The following is an 18,762-nucleotide window of genomic DNA, read 5'->3' as shown; positions in this document are numbered from 1 at the left end:
TTGCGGCGGATTCATGCCGGGCGCAGGGGGTCGATGACCTCCAGGAAGCCGAAGCGGTGAAAATCGGTATCGCGGGTCACGATGCGGGCGATGCCGTGCTCGCGCATCAGCGTCGCGGTATGCAGGTCATGCATCAGGTTGCCGCGCGCCTCCGGCAGTTCGTCGAGGCACTGGCGCAGCACGGCCGCGTGCCGGCGAGTCGCGGTCAGGACGCTGAGGCTGGGCGAGGCCAGCAGCGTCTCGATGAATCGCCAGGCCGCGGCGTTGGTCCACGGGCTGCGGTACACGCGCGGGTGCGTGCTGACGCGCAGGAACTCGTAGCAGATCCCCCAGGTCAGGAACCAGGGCGCCGCCTGGATCCGGGCCTGCTCGACCAGGTCGCGGCAGGGTGCGTGGTATTCGCTGTCGGCATCGGCGGCGTACAACAGCACGTTGGTATCGACGACGAACATCGCCGGCACTCAGTCCCGCTCCATCCGGTCTTGCAGTGCGTCGCGATCAGATACGTCCACATAGGCGCCGCCGCTTTGCCATTGCGGCAACGGCTCGCGCACCTGGTCGGCGCCTTCCTCCACCTCGTCCAGTACTCGGCGCAGCCCGGCCTCGACCAGTTCCGACATGGTCCGGCCCTGGCGCGCCGCCGCTTCACGCAGGCGCTGCATCACGCTGTCATCGATGTTCAGGGTGGTTTTCATATGGCAAACCATATGAACGGTATGGCTGTATGTCAAGGAGCCTGGTCTTGAGCCTTCTCGCGGAGCTGAAACGCCGCAAGGTGGTCCGGGTGGCGGTCGTCTATGCCGCCACGGCCTTCGCTGTCCTGCAGGCGGCCGACATCATGTTGCCGCAGATGGGCGTCCCGGCCTGGGGCCTTAGCCTGATCGTGGCCCTCATCGTGCTGGGCTTCCCGATCGCGCTGGTACTGGGCTGGGCGCTGGAACTGACGCCGGACGGTATCCGGCGTACCGCGGCAGCCGATGAGTCAGAGTATGCGCAGGGCGAATCGACTGGAGTCACGCCGGCGCTGCTGGGCAAGCGCACAGTCTTGGTCGCTGGGCTCCTCGTGGTGCTCGGTATCGGGCTGGGTGCGGGCTGGTTCCTGCGTCCACTGGGCGCGCCCGAAGTGGCGCCGGCAAGTGAATCAGCCGCTGCGACCGCCACCACCACGCCGGTCGTCACCGACAAGACCATCGCGGTGCTGCCGTTCGCCGATTTCAGCCCGGCGCGTGACCACGAGTGGTTTGCCGACGGCCTGACCGAGGAAATCCTCAATGCGCTGGCGCGGACGCCGGACCTGCTCGTCACCGCGCGCACCTCCTCGTTCCGCTACAAGGGCAGCACGCTCGACATCCCGCAGATCGCGGCTGAACTCGGCGTGGCGCATGTGCTGGAAGGGTCGATTCGCAGCACGCCGCAGCGCATCCGCGTCACGGCCCAGTTGATTCGTGCCGCGGACGGCTTCCACCTGTGGTCAGAGACCTATGATCGCGACCCGGCCGACATGATCGAGATCCAGGAGGACCTCGCCCGCAACATCGCCCTGGCCATGGAGACCACCATGGACCCGCAGGCCCTGGCGGACATGGCGAAGGTCGGTACCCGCTCGGTGGAGGCGTACCAGGCTTATATCCGTGGTGTGGCCACGACCTTCGGCGACGTCGGCGATATCAAGCGAGGCGGAGAACTCTTCGAGCTGGCGCGGACCCTGGATCCCGGCTTCGCCGCGGCTCATGCGCAGGCGGCGCAATTCTGGTTGTCCCAGCTCGACATCACGCGGATCAACTCCGGCCTGACCGAGTTGTCTCCGCCGGAAATCGAAGCTGAATTCAAGCAACGAATCCGACTGGCCATCGAGAACGCGGAATCGGCCGCGGAGCGGGCCGGCTACGAGGCAAGCGAGGCGCTGCTGGAGTCACGCTGGCGCAAGGCCATCGAGCTGTACGTAGCCTACCTGGCCGAGCGGCCCGGTGATTCGCTGGCGAGAGGTGAGTTGCTGAACGCGGCCACGCGCGCCAGTGACCGGGAAGCGTTGAGCCGGGCACTCGAGGCGATCTGGGACGATGCACCGGTGCGCCAGGAGGCGGCGTTCTGGTATGCCAACTACGACTACCGCACGGGTGACTATGCCGGCGCCGCGGACCGGGCGCTCATCCTGGCGCAGCGTTGGCCTGACAATTACGACCTCCTGTACCAGATGCATCGGACGCTGCTCTGGGACAGGCGGGTCGCGGCCGCCCGAGAGGTCCTGGAGCGCATGCAGCAGGTCGCGCGGGGCGATGAGCCGTGGGCCGTGGTGCCGCCGGCGCGCCAGGCTTGCGCGGAGGGCCGCCGCGCCGACGCGGAGCTGATTCTCGCCAACATGGATCCCGAAAACGTGCCTTTGCGGTGGCACCTCCTGATGGTGCTCGGCGACCACCAGGCTGCGACTGACCTGCTGATGCCACTCGATCGCGATGGGCGAGTCTATGCACTTGCAAGCTTCCTGACGTACCCGCATTTCGATCCACGGCCCTTCCCCTCGCTGATGCGCATCCTCGAGCGCGAGCAGATCCAGCGCCCGCCGCCGGTGCCCTTGCCGTTTGCTTGTCCGCCGCGGGAGCCGGAGGCATGAGCCTGTTCGCCGAGCTCAAGCGCCGCAACGTGTTCCGCGTCGCCATCTTCTACGTGGTCACCGCCTGGCTGGTGATCGAGGTGGCGGAGACCGTGCTGCCGATTTTCGACGTGCCGCACGGCGTGCTGCGCGGGCTGGTGGTGCTGCTGGTGATCGGGCTGGTGCCGGCGCTGGGGCTGTCGTGGATTTACGAGCTCACCCCGGAAGGGATCAAGCGCGACGCCGGGGCGTCCCCGGAGCAGGCGGCCACCACGAGCCACAAGCTCAACTGGGCCACGCTGGTGGTCGCGGTCGCAGCGATCGGCTTAGTCGTTTACGACCGGCTCACGCCCGAGGCGCCGGCAGTACCGGTTGCGGCGCAGGCGGTTGCCGATGCCTCTGGGGAGGAGACGGCATCGGAGGCAGGCCCGACACTGGCCGTGGCCAGCGATGCCTCAATTGCGGTGCTGCCGTTCGCCGACCTTTCGCCGGCGGGTGACCAGGAGTACTTCTCGGACGGCATGGCCGAAGAGATCCTGAATGCCCTGGTGAAGGTCGATGGGCTGCATGTCGCCTCGCGCACCTCGGCTTTCGGCTTCAAGGGCCAGGAAAGCCTGGGCATGCGCCGTATCGCGGAGCAGCTCGGCGTGCGCCACGTGCTCGAGGGCAGCGTGCGCAAGGCGGGCGACAACCTGCGCATCACTGCCCAGCTGATCGATGCACACGCGGACCGGCATCTCTGGTCGGATACCTTCGACCGGCCCTTGACGGCGGAGAACGTGTTCTCGATCCAGGACGAGATCGCGACTTCGATCGTTGCCGCCCTGATGGACTCGCTTGGCATGAGAGAGGCGGCCAAGCCGATCCTCGGCGCGCCTACGGCCAACTTCGATGCTTACGACCTCTACCTGCAGGCGCGAGCCCTTTTCCTGGCGCGTACCCGCCTGGACGAGGCCGACCAACTGCTCGCGCAGGCGCTGGAACAGGATCCGGGTTTCGCCAAGGCCTGGGAGCTGCGCGCTGGTGTGAACGCCATCATCTACGAGTACGGCTACTCGGACCTGTCCAAGGACGAGAGCACACGGTTGGCGACGGACTATGCCGAGCGGGCGCTGGCCCTGGACCCGGCAAGCGCCGGCGCGCTGGCCACGCTGGCGTTCATACGGACCAACGCGGTCATCGACCGACGGGCGCGGCACGACTGGGCCGAGATCATCCGCGACCTCGAGCGCGCCGCGGAGCTCGATCCGGGCAACGCCTCGACCCTGAACTGGCTGGGCCTTTCCCTGGGCTACGTCGGTCGGCTGGAGGATTCGCATGCGATGTTCAAGCGCTGCAGCGTCCTCGACCCTTACTTCGGTCCCTGCGCCGAGAACCTGTACGACATCCTGATGTCGCTCGATCGGCCGGAAGAGTCGATGCAGGCATTCATGGCAGCCCTGGATCGTGGCGCAGTGACCGGCGGCCTGTACATCAACTTCAACCTTTTGGCGTACTTCGAGGAAAAACTGGCCTTCATGCTTGCGGCCAACCAGCCGGACTGGCTCTTCGGCTGGCGGCGACACGAGGAGCTCTACGAGGCTTATCGCGATCCCGCCAGCGCTGACCCCGAGTTTCTCCAGGAGCTGCGCGAGTTCGTAGAGCGTGAGAAGAACCTCGAGTCGGGCTACCTGAAGGACCTGCTCATCCCGCTCGGCGCCTACGACCTGACGCCTTTCCCGATCCTGGTCTGGGGCCAGCGCTATGCCGGTTACCGTGCTTCGCCGCAGTTCAACCAGTTCATCCGCCAGACGGGTACTTTCGAATACTGGCGCGACCACGGCTTTCCGCCACAGTGCCGGCCGCTCGGGGAGGACGGGTTCGAATGCGATTGAGGAGTCGAAGATGAGCGACAAAACCAACGAAACCCGACGTAACTTCCTGCGCGGCTCCGTGGGCGCGGCGGCCGTGGTCGCCAGTGCGCCGCTTCTCGCAGCCACTACGCCGAAACAGACCGAGGGCCCCTTCTATCCGGTGCACGAACAGCGCGACACCGACGCCGACATGACACGGGTCGAGGGTCGGGCCGGGCAGGCGATCGGCGAGGTGGTGGAGGTATCCGGGCGCGTGCTCGACGAGGACGGCAACCCGGTCGCGGACGCGCTGGTCGATGTCTGGCAGGCCAATGCGCACGGCCGCTACGCGCACGAGCGCGATCGCAACCCGGCGCCGCTAGACGAAAATTTCCAGGGCTGGGCGAAGTTGATCACCGACGCCGAGGGGCGTTACCGTTTCCGTACCATCCGGCCCGGCGCGTACCCGGTGAGGGATGACTGGACGCGCCCACCGCACATTCACTTCAAGGTCGCGCGACGCGGCTACCATGAACTGACCACGCAGATGTATTTCGCCGGCGACCCGCTCAACGACCGCGACCTGTTGCTGCAGTCGGTGTCCGAGCCGGGCCGCAGCATGCTGCTGGTCGAGTTCACCGCTGCACCGGGTGCCGAAGTGAAGCAGGGTGTGTTCGATATCGTGGTGCGCCGTGTCTGAAGGATCCCGCCCCGGCCTGTTCAGCGAGCTGAAGCGCCGCAACGTGTTCCGCGTGGGTGCGGCCTACGTGGTGGTGGCTTGGCTGGTGCTGCAGGTGGGCGACCTGGCAGCAGATAACCTGGGTTTCCCGGGCTGGTTCATGCCCATGCTGTTCGTGCTGTTGGGACTGGGCTTCCCGGTGGCCGTCATCCTCTCCTGGGCCTTTGACCTGACCCCGGAAGGCGTGCAGCGCACGAGCGTCGACGACGTCGGCCCGCGGCGCCCGGGTGCGGGGCCGCTGGACTGGGTGATCGCGCTCGGCATCCTGGTGGTGATCGGGATGTTCGTGGTCGATCGCTTTGGCGTTGGGCCTGCCGATCCGTCACCGGAGGGCACCTCGGTCGCCAAGACTGGCGCCCTGGAGGATCGGGACGCGGGCTCGATCGCCGTGCTGGCCTTCGAGAACATGAGTCCCGACCCGGAGAATGCCTATTTCGCCGAGGGCATATCCGAAGAGATCCTCAACATCCTCGCCGACATCGACGGGCTGCATGTCGCTTCGCGTACCTCGGCCTTTTCTTTCCGCGGCAGTAATACGCCTATCCCGGAGATCGCGCAGGCGCTCGATGTGCGGCACGTGCTGGAAGGCTCGGTGCGCAAGCAGGGCAACCGCGTGCGCATCACAGCGCAGCTGATCCGGGCCGACACCGACGGGCACGTGTGGTCGGATACTTTCGACCGCGAGCTGGTGGATATCTTCGAGGTGCAGGAGGAGATCGCGCAGTCCATTACTGACGCGCTGGGCGAGGTGCTCGGCACGCGGCAGGTCTCGGTGACGGCGTCGACCTCGGACCTCGACGCCTACGAGCGCTTCCTCCGCGGCCGGGCGCGATTCCACCAGCGTCGGGAGTTTGCCGAGGCCATCGCGGACCTCGAGTTGGCTGTCGCGCAGGATCCTGCTTTCGGCGAGGCATGGATCTACCTCGCAGCGGCAAACTCCGTCGCGCCGGGCTATTACGAAGACGGCGCTTTCGATCCTGACCAGATGTTCCCGGCCGCACGTCGCGCGATCGAGCGCGCCCGTACTCTGCGGCCGGAAGACCCGATGGTATTCGCCATCGATGCGATGTTGCGCGCCGAAGAGGGTGACCAGGTCGCGGCGTTGGACCTGGTCCGCCAGGCCGCCGGAATGCGCTCGCAGGACTCGACCCCGGAGCTCTGGTTGGGCCTGACCTTGTACGTTGCCGGCTATGTAGCAGAATCCGTAGGTGCGTTCGAGCGCGCGGTCGAGATGGACCCGCTGGTCGGGATCAACCACGGTTACCTGGCTATCGCGTACCTCGCGACCGGGCGCGAGGAGGCGGCCGTGTCACTGGCCCGACGTGCCATGGAGCTCGGCTGGGGAGCCGCGATGTGGGTCTACGCTATTGAACTGGCGGCGCGCGGTGAGCGCGACCAGGCCCTCGTGGTGCTGCGCGGGTTGTCCGATGGCGCCAGCCAATTCGAGCCTTTCAGGGTCGCGCTGGCTGCCGCCATCGCCAACCCGGCTGTGGCCGGCGCCCAGCTCCAGGTGGATTCCGTCCGACCCCCGGAGGAACTGCTGGCTGTCGAGCGGACCGGCGAATATCTCGACCTGCTGGCCGCTACCGCCGCTGCCGGGCCGGTATCCAACCAGACCGGCTGGTTGCGCATGGCGTGGTTGCCGACATTCAGGGCAGTACGCGAGGACCCGCGATTCTTCAGGGCGGCGGGCGACATGGGCCTCGTAGAACTCTGGGAGGCGCGCGGCTATCCCGATGGCTGCGCCAGGGTGAGCGACGCCGCCGGCGACCGGCTGGATTGCGCGGGAAGCCACCAAGGGTCGCCCTAGACGACCCTCGGCGGCCCCAGGCAGGCGCCCTGGTCAGTCCCCGACCACCTCGGACTCGACCACGAGATCCAGCACGTAGATCGGTGTGGCCGGGAAGCCGGCCGGGACAGGGGGCTCGAACCGCTTCAGGCGCAGCACGTTGCGGATGCCCGGCTGGTGCTGGTAACCCTCGATGTCTGCCGTGAGGGGCTGCCATTCGCCCGGCGTGCCGACCCGCAGTCCCTGCTCGTCGAACAGCACCTCGCGCACCTGCAGGCACTGGCCGTCGCCGCGGGGCGAGCCCTCACAGGGCACGGTCTGTGCAGCAACCTCGAAAAAGACCCGGCTGGGCGCGCCGAACCGGGCCGCGGGGGTCAGTTCTCCCGTCAGTACCAGCGTATCGCCCGCCGCGGTCAGCAGCGCCAGCGTGGGCTGCGCGCCCGCCACCAGGACCGGCTCCAGCGTCCCGGCCATCAGTGCCGTAAGTGCGGCATCCGCCGCCATGAGCGGTGCCGGACAGGCCATCATGGTGCTCATCCCGCCCGTCACTTCGAGCATGCCGTCGGCGTTGACCACGAATGCGCCGCGCAACCCGTTGCAGCCGCCCTGCGCATGCAGACGCGACCCTTCGAAGGTCAACGCGAAGGCCCGCTCCGGGTCGGGGAACAGGGCGTCGATGCGCTGGTTGTTCGTGTCGGTCGCATTCACCAGCGCCCAGCGGTGGTCTACCAGCATCTCGCCCAGGCCCTGGCGGCTGACGTCTCCGGTCGCCGCTGACTTCTGCAGGACATGCTCCGACCTGTTCCATGCCGGCTGGGCCTGCCCGGGTTCCAGCAGCAGGAGCCGTCCCTCGCCCACGGCGAAGCGCTGCGCGTCACCTGCGGTGTCGAGGGCAATGATGTTGGCTTCCGGCCCCCACTCGAACTGCCCCCGTGCAGTGGTCGGCGCGGCGTCACGGACGAGGCGCCGGGAAGCTTTTTCGAAGCTGCCATCCTGGCCCAGGGTCAGCTGCAGGTGCAGCCCCGGGCAATCGGTGCAGGGCAGCAGGCCCTCGTAGGTCCCGGCCCAGTCGAGCGCATTGCGACTGGTGTGCATGTCGACGGCCGGGGCAGGGACCGGCTCCGCCGCCGGGGCCGGCTCCGCGGCAGGCGCTGCCGGGGCATCGGTGGCTTGTTCAGGCTGGCAAGCCGCGATAGCGACTGCCGAGAGCGCGAGAAGAAGGTATCGCATTTCCATGGGCCTCTTGAGGAGTATCAGTTATCAATCAAAGCGGCAGCAGCAGCGGCACCAGGACGACGCTGGCGACCAGGACCACCAGTGCAAACGGTACGCCAAGGCGGAGAAAGTCTGTGAAGCGGTAATTGCCCGGCCCGACGACCAGCGTGTTCACAGGCGACGAGACGGGGGTCATGAACGCCGCGGACGCCGCCAGGGCCACCATCATCGCGAAGGGTAAAGGGGAAGCCTCGAGGTACTTGGCAACCGCGATGGCCACCGGCGCCATGAGGATCGCAGTGGCGGTGTTGGAAATGAACATGCCGATCACCGCCGTGAGGACGAAGATCGTCCCCAGGACCATGCGGGGCGATTGCTCGCCCACGGCCCCCAGCAGCGTCTGTGCTGCCAGGTCCATGCCGCCGGTCCGCTCCAGGGCGAGGGCAAAGGGCAGCATGCCGACAATAAGTACCAGGCTCTGCCAGTGAATCGCGCGGTAGGCGCTGGTGACGTCGATGCACTTGAACGCCCCCATCAGCAGGCAGCCGAGCAGCACCGCGTGCACGTTCGGCACCAGGCCCGTGACCAGGAGTACGACGACCAGGGCCAGGATGCCCAGCGCCTGAGGTGCGCGGTCATGCGCCGGCAGGACGTCGTCGAGTTCGACCGGCAGGTTCAGCAGCACCAGGTCGTGGAAGTCACGCTGCAGTTGCTGGATCTCCGTCCAGAAGCCGGTCAGCAGCAAGGTGTCGCCGACGCGCAGCCGCTGCTGCAACAGGTCTTCGCCCATCACCTTGCTGCCACGCCTGAGGCCGATCGCGGTGAGGCCGAGATCGTCCCGCAGCCGCGCCTCCAGCAAGGTCAGGCCCACCAGGCTCGATTCGGCGGGCACGATCGCTTCCACCATGCCCAGGTCCTGCGTCCGGTCCGTCAGGTAGCTGTGGTTGGGGCACAGGGGCAGCCTTTCCACGCCATAGGTTTCGGCGAGCTCGGTGATCGTGACCTCGGGCGCGATGATGTCGAGCAGCAGGATGTCGCCGGCCTGGAACTCGGTCGTCGGCGCCGGCCGCAGCAGGCGCCCGGCCCCGCGCTCGATGGCGATCAGGTTGACGCCGGCGGAGCGCAGGTCGATGCGCTGCATGCTCTGGCCGAGCACGGGCGAACCCGGCTTGATGCGCACACGGATCTCGCGGTTCGCGAGCTCGTAGCGCTCGATCCAGTCGCGAAAACTGGGGCGCCGCCGTTCGGCCAATGTGCCCGGTGCTGCATCCGGAAGCCAGCGCCGCGCGACCAGCATGTAGAGGATTCCCAGCACGAGCACCGAGATGCCGAACGGGGTGATGGTGAAAAAATCGAACGCCGGCTTGCCCTGGCGCACGAGCTCGGCGTTGACCATAAGGTTCGGGGTCGTGGCGACCAGCGTCATCATGCCGCTGATCAGCGCGGCGACGCTCAGGGGCATCATCAGCTTCGAGGCCGCGATCCCGCCCTGCTGGCAGATCCTGAGCACCACCGGGATGAAGATGGCGACGATAGCGGTGGAGCTCATCATGGAGCCGACGACGCCGACTGACGCCATCAGCAGCACCATGAGCCTGGTTTCGCTGCCCCCCGCCTTGCTGCTGATCCAGTCGCCCAGGCGGCGTGTGACACCGGTGCGCACCAGCCCCTCGCCAAGGACGAACAGCAACGCCACGAGGACGATGTTCGGATTCGAGAAGCCGGCGATGGCCTCGCCGATGGTGACCACCCCGGTGAACGGCAGGACCGCAATCACCAGGAGTGCAACCACGTCCATCCGTGGACGGTTGCGTACGAACATGGCCACTGCTGCTGCGAGCAGCAGCAGTACCAGCGAAAGACTAGCCGTCAAGCTCAGTCACACAACAGGCGCACCCGGCGCTCGGCCCGGTCGAAGTCCTCGTCCGTCTCCGCGGCCAGCAGCTGTTCCTTGGCCGCAATGCAGGCACTTGCTGCGGCTTCGGCCTGGGCCGGCACAGCGGCTGCTGCTGCTGCGGCTGCTGCTGCAGCTTCACAGCGCTCGTCCGCTGCCAGACGGATGTTGTTGAACTGGCCCCGTTCCACTGAAACGCAATCGCCTCTGCGGAGTCCGGCCTGCTCGGTCACGATCCGGATCGTGTTGGTGCCGCCGATGAGGACGGTGTACTCAAAGCCGGTCGATGAGCCTGCCGCGCCGCCCACCCGGCCGCCGATCGCCGCACCACCGATGCCGCGCAGCGCCCGGTTGCTCCTCGACTGGCCCGAGCCGCTCGCCACGCCGGCGATGCCGCCGAGCAGCGCGCCCGCGGCCTGGGCGTCCGGGTTCTGCAACTCGACCTGGCGCACGGCCGTGATGCGGCCATAGTTGATGCTGGTGGCCTGGGCCAGCGCCTCGCCGGCGATGAGCGTACAGCCCAGCACTGCGACGCTGAGCAAATGAAGACGGGTAATGTGAAGGCGCATGATTAATTCTCCTGTCAAAGTCTGGGTTTTACCAAAATCACTCAACGCGCACCGAAGCGGTACAGGGCCCCGAGCGAGACCATGAACACCCGCGTGTCGTGGAAATCGACGTCGGAATCGTCCTCGCCCCACAGGACGCTACCCACGGCCTGCCAACGGCCGCTGGCGGTCGGCAACCGGTAGAACAGCGTCGTATCCAGAGCAAAGCCGTCGGAGTCGATCCGGCGCCCGTACAGCGGGTTCCGTTCATCCCGGCTGGTGCCGCCCAGGATGACGTTGGTGGCTAGGGTGTAAGCGCGCGTCAAGTAAACATAGCTGAGCTGTAAGCGATAGCTGTCCCCGGCCAGGGCGCCGCCATCGCGGTCGTCGACGGTGTAGCGCACAAAGGGGCGCAGCAGGTGGTTGCGGCCGGCGCCGAGACGATAGAGGTAGGAGACGTCGAATGCGTACTGGGTCCCGTCGCGCCGCAGCGCGGACTGGCATGCCGCGTCGCAGGCCACGCTGAAGACGCCCTGGCCGCTGCGCTCGGTGTCGAAGGACAGGTCGCGGTAAGTGAATCCCAGCTGGAACGCCGAACCCATGACACGGGCCCACTGCAGCCGCACGCCGTTGGCGTCGCGATCGGTTTCCTCGCGCCGGACGCCTTCGGCGTAGGGATCTTCCCAGGCCTTGGTCTGGATGCCGCTGGCCAGGGCGGCGACCTCGATCGTGCCCGCGTCGCCCACGTTGCTGCGCACGCCGAACTGGGTCACCGCATCCAGGGTGACCAAATCCTCGAGGGAGTTGCCGAAGAATAGCTGCCAGCCGCCAGCGGTGGTGTAGTTGATCTCGCCCGTGGCCAGGGGGTGGAAAGTGTCGTCGCTCGTCGGCCGCTGGTTGATCGAGCTGATGACCGGGTTGCCGACCTCGATGATGCTGTTGCCCACGACTACATTGCTGCGCACGTCGGTGGACCCGGCAGCCACCACCACGAAGCCGCGCCAGCCGGGCGTATCGGGCACCGGCTCGACCGCGAGCGCGGGCGCCGACAGGGTCACGCCCAGGGCGGTCAACAGTGCGAGCCGGACACGGCGGTGAAGCATCAGGGGGCTCCTAGAAGGACCATGCGACGCCGGCGCCCGGGCCCTGCTGGCTCAGGTCGTAGCGCTGGAAATTGATGCCGCTGCCGGTCTCGTAGTCGTAGGAAATGTAGCGGTAGCCCAGGTACCAGGAGAACGTTGGGGTCTGCTGGCGCACCAGCGTCGCCCAGCCGTGCAGCGTCAGGTCCGAGCCGACGCCGAACCCGCCGATGTCGCCCCGCAGGCTGAGTAACCACTTCTCGTCGAGCTGCGACTTGTAGTTCAGGCCGATGAGCGGATCGACCCAGTCGGCGTCGCGGCTGGCGGAGACGGTCTGGCCGGCCGCGCCGACGCGGAGATCGGCCGACAGGTCGAAGTAGGCGAGGGAAAACAGCGCCTCGACGCGCGGGCTGACGCGGCGGCCGACGGTGCCCATGACGGTCAGCTGGTCAGTGTTGATGCGCGCGCCGACGATGCCCTGTGGGCCGGTCCCCCGGTCGCCGAGGCTCATGTAGGTCGCGTCGGCGGCGAAGGACCAGGTGCCGTTCTCGATCCGGTACTGCGCCATGGCGCCGAATTTCAGCGCATCGAATACGTCGGAGATGCTCTTGTCGACATCTACCGTGACCGGACCGATCTGCGCCTCACCATCTATGCTGACGCCCATGCCGTACAGGTAGATGGTTTGCTGCCATTCGCTGGGCGCGTCCTGCGCCACGGCGGTTGAGGACATAATCAACGATGCGGCGAGCGCCACAGCTGTCTTGCTTGATCTGAACATGGTCCACCTTGGTTTTCTTGCACACGGGGCAGCCGGCTGGGCGCTGCGGCGCGGCCGTCTATACAAGTCCATTGCCAGGACGGGGCTAAAGTCTCTTGGGAAGAATCAATGTGCCCCACCGCTGCCAGCCCGTCTAATGTGTTTTTCCTGCTGCAGCGATGCTTTTTGCGCATCGAGATGCGTGGAACATACTGCCGCGCAACGCCGGCGCGGATGATGTCCTGGTTGCGACAGGCCAGTTGTGGCGCGCCGAAAAAGGGCGAAAATGGCTCCTGACGCATTACTGGTGCGAGGATGGCGCCTCGCTTTCGTCTCAGCCATGGGGTTTATTCGATGGCGGTCATGAATGATCGTTGGTTACGCAAACTCAGCCGGTTTCGACCCTCCTTGAGCATCGTCGGCGTGCTGGTCGGGACGGTCTTCTTCGCGATTTCACTGTCGCCTTCGCTGCTGCCGCGACCATTCGTGGTTCAGGGCGTCCTGTCGGGCGCATCGTTCGCGGTCGGCTACGGCCTGGGCGTCGCCGGGCTGGTCCTGTGGCGTTTTCTCAAGCTGCCGGTCGCCGGGCCGCGCCTCCGCCGCGCGCTGACCATCACTGGGAGCGTGCTGTGCGCGCTTGTGGCCATCGCTTTCCTCTGGCAGGCCTCGACCTGGCAGAACTCGATTCGCGCATTGATGGGCATGGAAGCGGACGGGGGGTTGCGACCGAGCGTCATCGGCCCGGTCGCGATCCTGGTGTTTGCCGTCCTGCTGGCGCTGGCCCGGCTGTTCCGGCGCCTGTTCAGGTTCCTGTCCCGGCGGCTCGACGTCTACGTGCCGCGGCGCGTGTCGTACCTGGTGAGCATCATGCTCGCCGTGGCGGTGTCCTGGTCGGCAATCGACGGGGTACTGGTGAGCGCGTTGTTAAGGACGGCCGACAACTCGTTCCAGCAGCTGGACGCGTTGATCGAGGACGACCTGCCGCGCCCGACGCGCCCGGAACAGACCGGCAGCGCGAACTCGCTGGTCGCATGGTCGAGTCTCGGGCGACAGGGGCGGCGCTTCGTTTCCGGCGGCCCGGATGCGGCGACGCTGAGCGCGTTCTTCGACGCCGACCTGCCCGCGCCGGTGCGCGTGTACGTGGGGCTCAACTCCGCGGACTCGCCCGAGGAACGCGCGCGACTGGCGCTCGAGGAACTGATCCGCGCCGGAGGTTTCGAGCGTTCCGTGCTGTTGCTGGCCACGCCCACGGGCACCGGCTGGATCGACCCGGCCGGGCAGGGCCCCGTCGAGTACCTGTTCCGTGGCGACATCGCGACCGTCGCCGTGCAGTACTCCTACCTGAACAGCCCCCTGGCGCTGTTGACCGAGGCGGCGTACGGGGCGGAAACGGCCAGGGCCGTGTTCCTCGAAATCTATGGTTACTGGCGCGAGCTGCCCGCGGAGTCGCGGCCGCGCCTGTTCCTGGGCGGGCTGAGCCTGGGTTCGCTCAACTCGGATTTGTCCTTCGACCTGTTCGACATCATCGATGACCCGTTCGAGGGCGTGCTCTGGGCGGGGCCGCCGTTCCGCAACGAGAGCTGGCAGCGCATGGTCCGGGACAGGGACCCTGGTTCACCCGCATGGTTGCCGAGATTCCGCGACGGGGCGGTGGTCCGGTTCACGCTCGGGGCCACCGACGCGGCTGCGGGCCGGGCGGCGGACTACGCGCCGTGGGGCGATTTCCGCATCGTCGTGCTGCAGTATCCCAGCGACCCGATCACTTTCTTCGAGCCTAGCGCGGCGTGGCGCCGCCCCGCGTGGATGCAGGAGCCGCGCGGTCCGGGCGTGACGCCGGAGCTGCGCTGGTTCCCCATCGTCACGATGCTGCAGCTCGCCGCGGACATGGTGGTCGGCACGGCGCCGCAGGGCTTCGGTCACGAGTACTCCCCAAGGGACTACATCAGCGCCTGGCTGGCGCTGACCGAACCGCCAGGCTGGACGCAGGCCGAGATCGAGCGGCTGGAGAGGCTGTTCGAGTGATCCCAGCGACGGGGAGAGCCGGGTGACCTAGGCCATCCGCTCGATGTCCGGCATCTTCCAGCTGAAGTCGAACAGCGCCGGCTCGGGGCCGTAGAAGCGCGCCATCAGCTCGAACCGTCGGTTCGAATCGGTCGGCAGCCAGTTGCGTTCCCAGCCCTTCGGTGCAGTCGGGCCCATCCAGAGATCGACTGAGCCGTCGCGGTTTTTCCGCAGCCCCGGCGTCTGCGACGATCGGCTGGTGGCCGAGACTTCGCGCACGAAGGCATGGGTCATCCGGTCGTAAGCCGTCATGGACCAGTACTGGCGAACGGGCGCGTTGGGTGGCACGCGCAGCCGGTAGCTTTGGCCGCCCTCGAGAGCCGCTCCCGTCGAGTCCTGGTGACTCATGAGCCAGAACTGGCCCCGGCCCAGGCGCCGCGGCGCGAAGAAGACATAGGAAAACAGCAACCCGCGTTCATCGCGCGCATAGCGGTTCGGATCGGGGAAGTCCTGGGTCAGTTCGAGCGCCAGGTCCTGCGAGGCCGGGAACGCCCAGCGAGTGTCGGGCCAGTATGGGGTGTCGAACAGGCGCTCGAACTGGTCGTCGAGCAGCGCATGCCCCCGAACGGCCGCGGCTTCGAGCACCTGGCGTTGCGCGCCATCGGGCGCGAAGGGCTTGCCTTTCTCGATGCCGATGGTGCGCAGGGTATCGATCATGGCGCGGTCACGCTGCAGCCATGGCTCCTTCTGGACCACGCGGTCGAGATGCTCGTAGAAGCGCAGGTCGTAGGGAATCGTCGAATCGAACAGCGTGCCCTGGGTGTCCACGAAGGTCGTCGGCGGCGGGTTGCCGGCCGCGGACAGCGGGTAGATCTTGAGCCGCCGCGCATACTCGACCGCCTTGGCGAGGTCCGCGGCGCTCCCGCTGCGCAGGATCGAGCGGAACAACCCGTAGCCGCTGAACGTGGCCGGCCGGAACACGTAATAGCCGGAGGGTACGGCCCCGTCGTAACCGGGAGGCAGAAGCAGATAGCGCCCACCCGCCCCGGCATCCAGGCCCGCGGGTCCCACGTCCTCGAGCGGCGACTGCCAGGCGTCCATCAAGGTGCCGTTGATCACGCCGTCGTCCGCGGGCGGCACCTCGACGACGATCGGGCCGACCTCGCGCGTGTCGAAGAAGGGCTTGATGTAGATGACGTCGGAGTTCGGCGTCAGCGTCTGGCACTTCCAGTCGAGCAGCTGGGACCAGTAGAGCATCAGGTTGGTCCGTCCCTGGGTCACCTTGAGCATCGCCTGGCGCATGAGCTCGAGATTGACGGCCGGCATGCCCCAGGTCAGGGCCTCGATGCCGCGCCACTGCAGCTTGTCCAACTCCGGCAGGAGGCCGTTGTCCGGGCGGGGCGCCGGTGACGATGTGGCGCTGGCGTGGGCGGCGGGCCCCAAAAGTGCGCCGGTGGCGGCCACCAGGCCGGCCGCCGGCAGCATCTGTAGCAATTCGCGACGCTTCATGGTTCGAGGCTCCGTTTGAGACTTGCGGACGACGCGCTTGATTCTAGGAAGCGCCCCCCGGAAGATTGCACGAGCGCGCACAATCCGGGGGTTTTTTCCTATGTCCCGACTGCCGATTCCTGAACGGCTGGCGATCCTCAAGGACAACGAGGGCTGGTTCGGGCGCGCCCCAAAGGAGTTCCAGGACGCGGTCCTCGGCCGCTGCGCATGGGTGACCTGCGCCGCCGGCCAGCCGATCTACCGAGCCACCGATACGTACGTCAATTTTTGCGGCATCGTCGACGGAGCCGTCGAGATCTACTCGCGGTTCGGCGCCGGCGACAACCCTTTGCTGCATATCCTCCACGAGGGCGCCTGGATCGGCTACGGCACCGTCGTGGGCCGGAGCGCGCCGCGGGTCAGCGCCTTGGCGCGCGTCGAGACGCTGATGGCGGCCATCCCGGACCGGGTCCTCCGCTCGCTGCTCGGGGAAAGGCCCGAATGGTGGGAGGCGATCGCCAGCGGCATCATGGAGTACGGTGATACGGCGATCTCCGCCTACGCCGACTCGCTGCTGGACGACCATGAGCGCCGCTGCGCCAGCGTGCTGCTGCGCATCACTGGGCTGAATTCGCCGCGGCGCTCGCGCCCGGGGCGGACCGACGTGCCGGTGACGCAGGAAGAGCTGGCGACCATGGCGCACGTCTCCCGCACTACGCTGGTGCAGGTGCTGAGGGCATTCGAGGCCCGCGGCCTGGTCGAGCGGGGTTACCGGACGTTGCGCGTTGCCGATGCGCCCGGTTTGCGAGCCCTCGCGACGGGGTGGTGAGAAGCCTCAGGCCGCTGGGGCGGCGGCCTGGAAAACGTCCTCGAGCAGCGCCTCGTTGCGCGCCACGACCTCGAGCTCGAGCTCCCGCACCTGGTCCTTGAACCGCTCGACGGCCGGCGCCGCGGCGCGCGACGCCAGCGTGATGAAGCCATAGTCCACCCGCAGCCACGGCCGGCGGAACGGCAGCACCGCCAGCTCGCCCTGCTGCAGCCAGGGCTCGAGCAGGAGCGGCACGGCCACGCCGAGGGCGTCGGTGCCGGCGACGATGTTGCAGGCGGCGTGGAGGTCCTCCACCAGGATCGGCGGGAACAGTTCGCCGGTGTCCGGGTCGAGGTGACGATTGTGCGGGAACAGCCGCGCGAGGCGGAACGGGATCGGGATGCCGGCGAAGGGATACTCGTCCAGGTCGGCGTGGGAGAGCGCGTCGTCGCGGTCCAGCAAGGGATGCCCGGTGCGGCAGTAGAACACCATCTCGTGGCGCGCGACCGCCTCGACCTCGAGCTCCGGCACGTCGTGCAGGTGCCCGATCTCGCCGAAACCGATGTCCACCTGCCGGTTGCGCACCCGTCGTTCCACGTCGCGGCAGGTCCTCGTTTCGAGGCGGGCCTGCAGGCCCGGATACTCGCCCAGCAGCCGCGCCACGGCGCGGACCCCGGACAGCCGGGCCGCCGTCACGCTCATGCCGACCGCGAGGCGTCCGACGCCCAGGCCTTTCATGGCGCTCATCTCGCGTTCCAGCTCGGCGGCCTCGGCCAGGATGGCCTCCGCCCGGCGTAGGAACACCTCGCCGTAGGGCGTCAGCGTGACCTCGCTGGATTCGCGATCGAACAACGGCACACCCAGCGCCTCCTCGAGGTTGTGGATGCTGCGGGAGAGGGCGGGCTGCGACAGGTGCTGCGCCTCGGCGGCACGCCGAAAGCCGCCGTGACGCGAGACGGCGAGGGCATGGGCGATCTGGCGCAGCTTCATTTTCAAGACGGTGCGGCCTCAAGGCAGCAGGCACTGATACTGCTTGATTCTATTGAGCCGCCCCCCGAAGATTGTTCGACGTCGCACAATGTCGCGACAAAGTTGGCGCATCGGAGGCTGCCGGACCCCGCCCATGACCCTCGAGTCCCTGTTCGCGATCATCGTGTTACTGATGATGGCCATCGTCGGCACCGACATCACGCGCGGGCAACTGGACGCCTCGCTGCGCATGCGCCGGGCGCTCGCCGGGGGTACGCTGGGGCAGCTGGTGCTCCTGCCGCTGCTGGCGTTACTGATGATCTGGCTGCTGCAGCCGGATCCGGTCCTGTCCTTCGGGCTGCTCCTCGTGGCCGTCAGCCCGGGCGGCGTCCTGTCCAACTACTACTGCTCCGTCGCCCGGCTGAATGTGGCGTTCTCGATTGCGCTGACGGCAGTGTCGGGGGTGGTCGCCCTGGCGGCGATGCCCCTGCTGTTTGCGGCGCTCGTGCCGGCCGCGCTCGGGCTCGAGGCGTTCCGGGTGCCGGTGGGCGAAATGACGGCCCGCCTGGTGTTGTTCCTGCTGCTGCCGGTGGCGCTCGGCATGGCGCTGCGGCACCGCTTTCCGGCTGTCTTCGAGCGCGGCCGGCGGGTTGTGCGGGTTTTCGGCTTCAGCCTGCTCGCGCTGTTTCTCGCTCTCTTGTTCGCCGATCAGCGCGAGGCCGTCGCCGCGCTGTTCGGCGAGGCCGTGGTGCTGACGGCCGGCTTCACGCTGCTGGCCCTCCTGGCCGGATGGCTCAGCGGCCGCCTGCTCCAACTCGAGCGCAGCGACCGGGCGGTCCTGGCGATCGAGTTCGGGGTGCGCAATGCGGGTATCGCGGCGCTGCTGGCGGTGACGACCTTCCAGCACCGGGAGTTCGCCGTCTTCAGCGCGTTCTTCGTGCTGCTCCAGGCGCCGGTACTGCTGATCGCCGTGATGCTGCGCCGTCGCCTGACGGACTCGCCGGACCCCGGCCTGGGCGTCGGCTGACACGCAGGCCAGGGTCCGGCGGT

At 67.5% G+C, this 18,762-nt stretch carries 16 protein-coding genes; 7 read left to right on the top strand and 9 right to left on the bottom strand.

The annotated features are described in order from the left end of the window. Nucleotides 1–11: 11 nt before the first annotated feature. Complete coding sequence (locus G8346_RS08850) at nt 12–452, bottom strand: TA system VapC family ribonuclease toxin (protein ID WP_240901414.1); 441 nt, start codon at nt 450–452, stop codon at nt 12–14. 9 nt (nt 453–461) lie between these two features. Beyond that, on the bottom strand, nt 462–695 hold the full coding sequence (locus tag G8346_RS08845) for a ribbon-helix-helix protein, CopG family (protein ID WP_166050300.1): 234 nt from the start codon (nt 693–695) through the stop codon (nt 462–464). A gap of 47 nt (nt 696–742) precedes the next feature. Between G8346_RS08845 and G8346_RS08840 the strand changes: the two genes are divergently transcribed. From G8346_RS08840 to G8346_RS08825, 4 genes are read left to right on the top strand one after another with little or no spacing between them, the layout of a single operon-like run. Continuing rightward, nucleotides 743–2,611 carry a hypothetical protein gene (locus G8346_RS08840; protein WP_166050298.1) on the top strand — a complete coding sequence of 623 codons (1,869 nt, stop codon included), beginning with the start codon at nt 743–745 and terminating at the stop codon, nt 2,609–2,611. After that, nucleotides 2,608–4,464, top strand: a complete 1,857-nt coding sequence (locus tag G8346_RS08835) for a hypothetical protein (RefSeq protein WP_166050296.1) — start codon at nt 2,608–2,610, stop codon at nt 4,462–4,464. The genes G8346_RS08840 and G8346_RS08835 overlap by 4 nt, the downstream gene beginning before the upstream one ends. Before the next feature lie 10 nt (nt 4,465–4,474). Beyond that, on the top strand, nt 4,475–5,122 hold the full coding sequence (locus tag G8346_RS08830; protein ID WP_166050294.1) for a protocatechuate 3,4-dioxygenase: 648 nt from the start codon (nt 4,475–4,477) through the stop codon (nt 5,120–5,122). Further along, entirely contained in the window at nt 5,115–6,971 is a 1,857-nt protein-coding gene (locus G8346_RS08825; protein WP_166050293.1) for a hypothetical protein, read from the top strand. The genes G8346_RS08830 and G8346_RS08825 overlap by 8 nt, the downstream gene beginning before the upstream one ends. A gap of 33 nt (nt 6,972–7,004) precedes the next feature. Here the strand turns inward: G8346_RS08825 and G8346_RS08820 are convergent, their stop codons facing one another. From G8346_RS08820 to G8346_RS08800, 5 genes are read right to left on the bottom strand one after another with little or no spacing between them, the layout of a single operon-like run. Beyond that, entirely contained in the window at nt 7,005–8,180 is a 1,176-nt protein-coding gene (locus tag G8346_RS08820) for a copper resistance protein NlpE N-terminal domain-containing protein (RefSeq protein ID WP_166050291.1), read from the bottom strand. Nucleotides 8,181–8,214: 34 nt separating this feature from the next. Beyond that, nucleotides 8,215–10,038 (bottom strand): SLC13 family permease, encoded by a 1,824-nt coding sequence (locus tag G8346_RS08815; RefSeq protein ID WP_166050289.1) that lies wholly within the window; start codon nt 10,036–10,038, stop codon nt 8,215–8,217. 2 nt (nt 10,039–10,040) lie between these two features. Continuing rightward, entirely contained in the window at nt 10,041–10,628 is a 588-nt protein-coding gene (locus G8346_RS08810; protein ID WP_166050287.1) for a hypothetical protein, read from the bottom strand. Between the two features lie 41 nt (nt 10,629–10,669). Further along, nucleotides 10,670–11,710 (bottom strand): DUF2860 family protein, encoded by a 1,041-nt coding sequence (locus tag G8346_RS08805; RefSeq protein ID WP_166050285.1) that lies wholly within the window; start codon nt 11,708–11,710, stop codon nt 10,670–10,672. A 10-nt stretch (nt 11,711–11,720) separates the two neighbouring features. After that, the gene (locus tag G8346_RS08800) at nt 11,721–12,419 is read right to left on the bottom strand and encodes a hypothetical protein (RefSeq protein WP_166050283.1); all 699 of its coding nucleotides are present in this window, start codon (nt 12,417–12,419) and stop codon (nt 11,721–11,723) included. A 435-nt stretch (nt 12,420–12,854) separates the two neighbouring features. Here G8346_RS08800 and G8346_RS08795 point away from each other — a divergent pair, with 435 nt between their 5' ends. Further along, entirely contained in the window at nt 12,855–14,468 is a 1,614-nt protein-coding gene (locus G8346_RS08795; RefSeq protein WP_240901376.1) for an alpha/beta-hydrolase family protein, read from the top strand. Nucleotides 14,469–14,495: 27 nt separating this feature from the next. Here G8346_RS08795 and G8346_RS08790 read toward each other — a convergent pair whose 3' ends face one another. Continuing rightward, nucleotides 14,496–15,956: a DUF1254 domain-containing protein gene (locus G8346_RS08790; protein WP_206202649.1), complete on the bottom strand. Its 1,461-nt coding sequence runs from the start codon at nt 15,954–15,956 to the stop codon at nt 14,496–14,498. Nucleotides 15,957–16,056: 100 nt separating this feature from the next. Between G8346_RS08790 and G8346_RS08785 the strand changes: the two genes are divergently transcribed. Further along, nucleotides 16,057–16,764, top strand: coding sequence for a Crp/Fnr family transcriptional regulator (locus G8346_RS08785; RefSeq protein WP_166050279.1), 708 nt, complete (start codon nt 16,057–16,059; stop codon nt 16,762–16,764). Between the two features lie 6 nt (nt 16,765–16,770). Here G8346_RS08785 and G8346_RS08780 read toward each other — a convergent pair whose 3' ends face one another. Then, nucleotides 16,771–17,733 carry a LysR family transcriptional regulator gene (locus tag G8346_RS08780; RefSeq protein ID WP_240901413.1) on the bottom strand — a complete coding sequence of 321 codons (963 nt, stop codon included), beginning with the start codon at nt 17,731–17,733 and terminating at the stop codon, nt 16,771–16,773. Between the two features lie 133 nt (nt 17,734–17,866). On the opposite strand from G8346_RS08780, the gene G8346_RS08775 reads away from it, so the two are divergent. Continuing rightward, nucleotides 17,867–18,739, top strand: a complete 873-nt coding sequence (locus G8346_RS08775) for a bile acid:sodium symporter family protein (RefSeq protein WP_166050275.1) — start codon at nt 17,867–17,869, stop codon at nt 18,737–18,739. The last annotated feature ends 23 nt before the right edge of the window (nt 18,740–18,762 follow it).

The sequence above is a fragment of the Thioalkalivibrio sp. XN279 genome (assembly GCF_011089885.1).
Lineage (GTDB): Bacteria > Pseudomonadota > Gammaproteobacteria > Steroidobacterales > XN24 > XN24.
The sequence above is the reverse complement of the archived record's forward strand: the minus strand, read 5'-3'. Positions and strand labels throughout refer to the sequence as shown.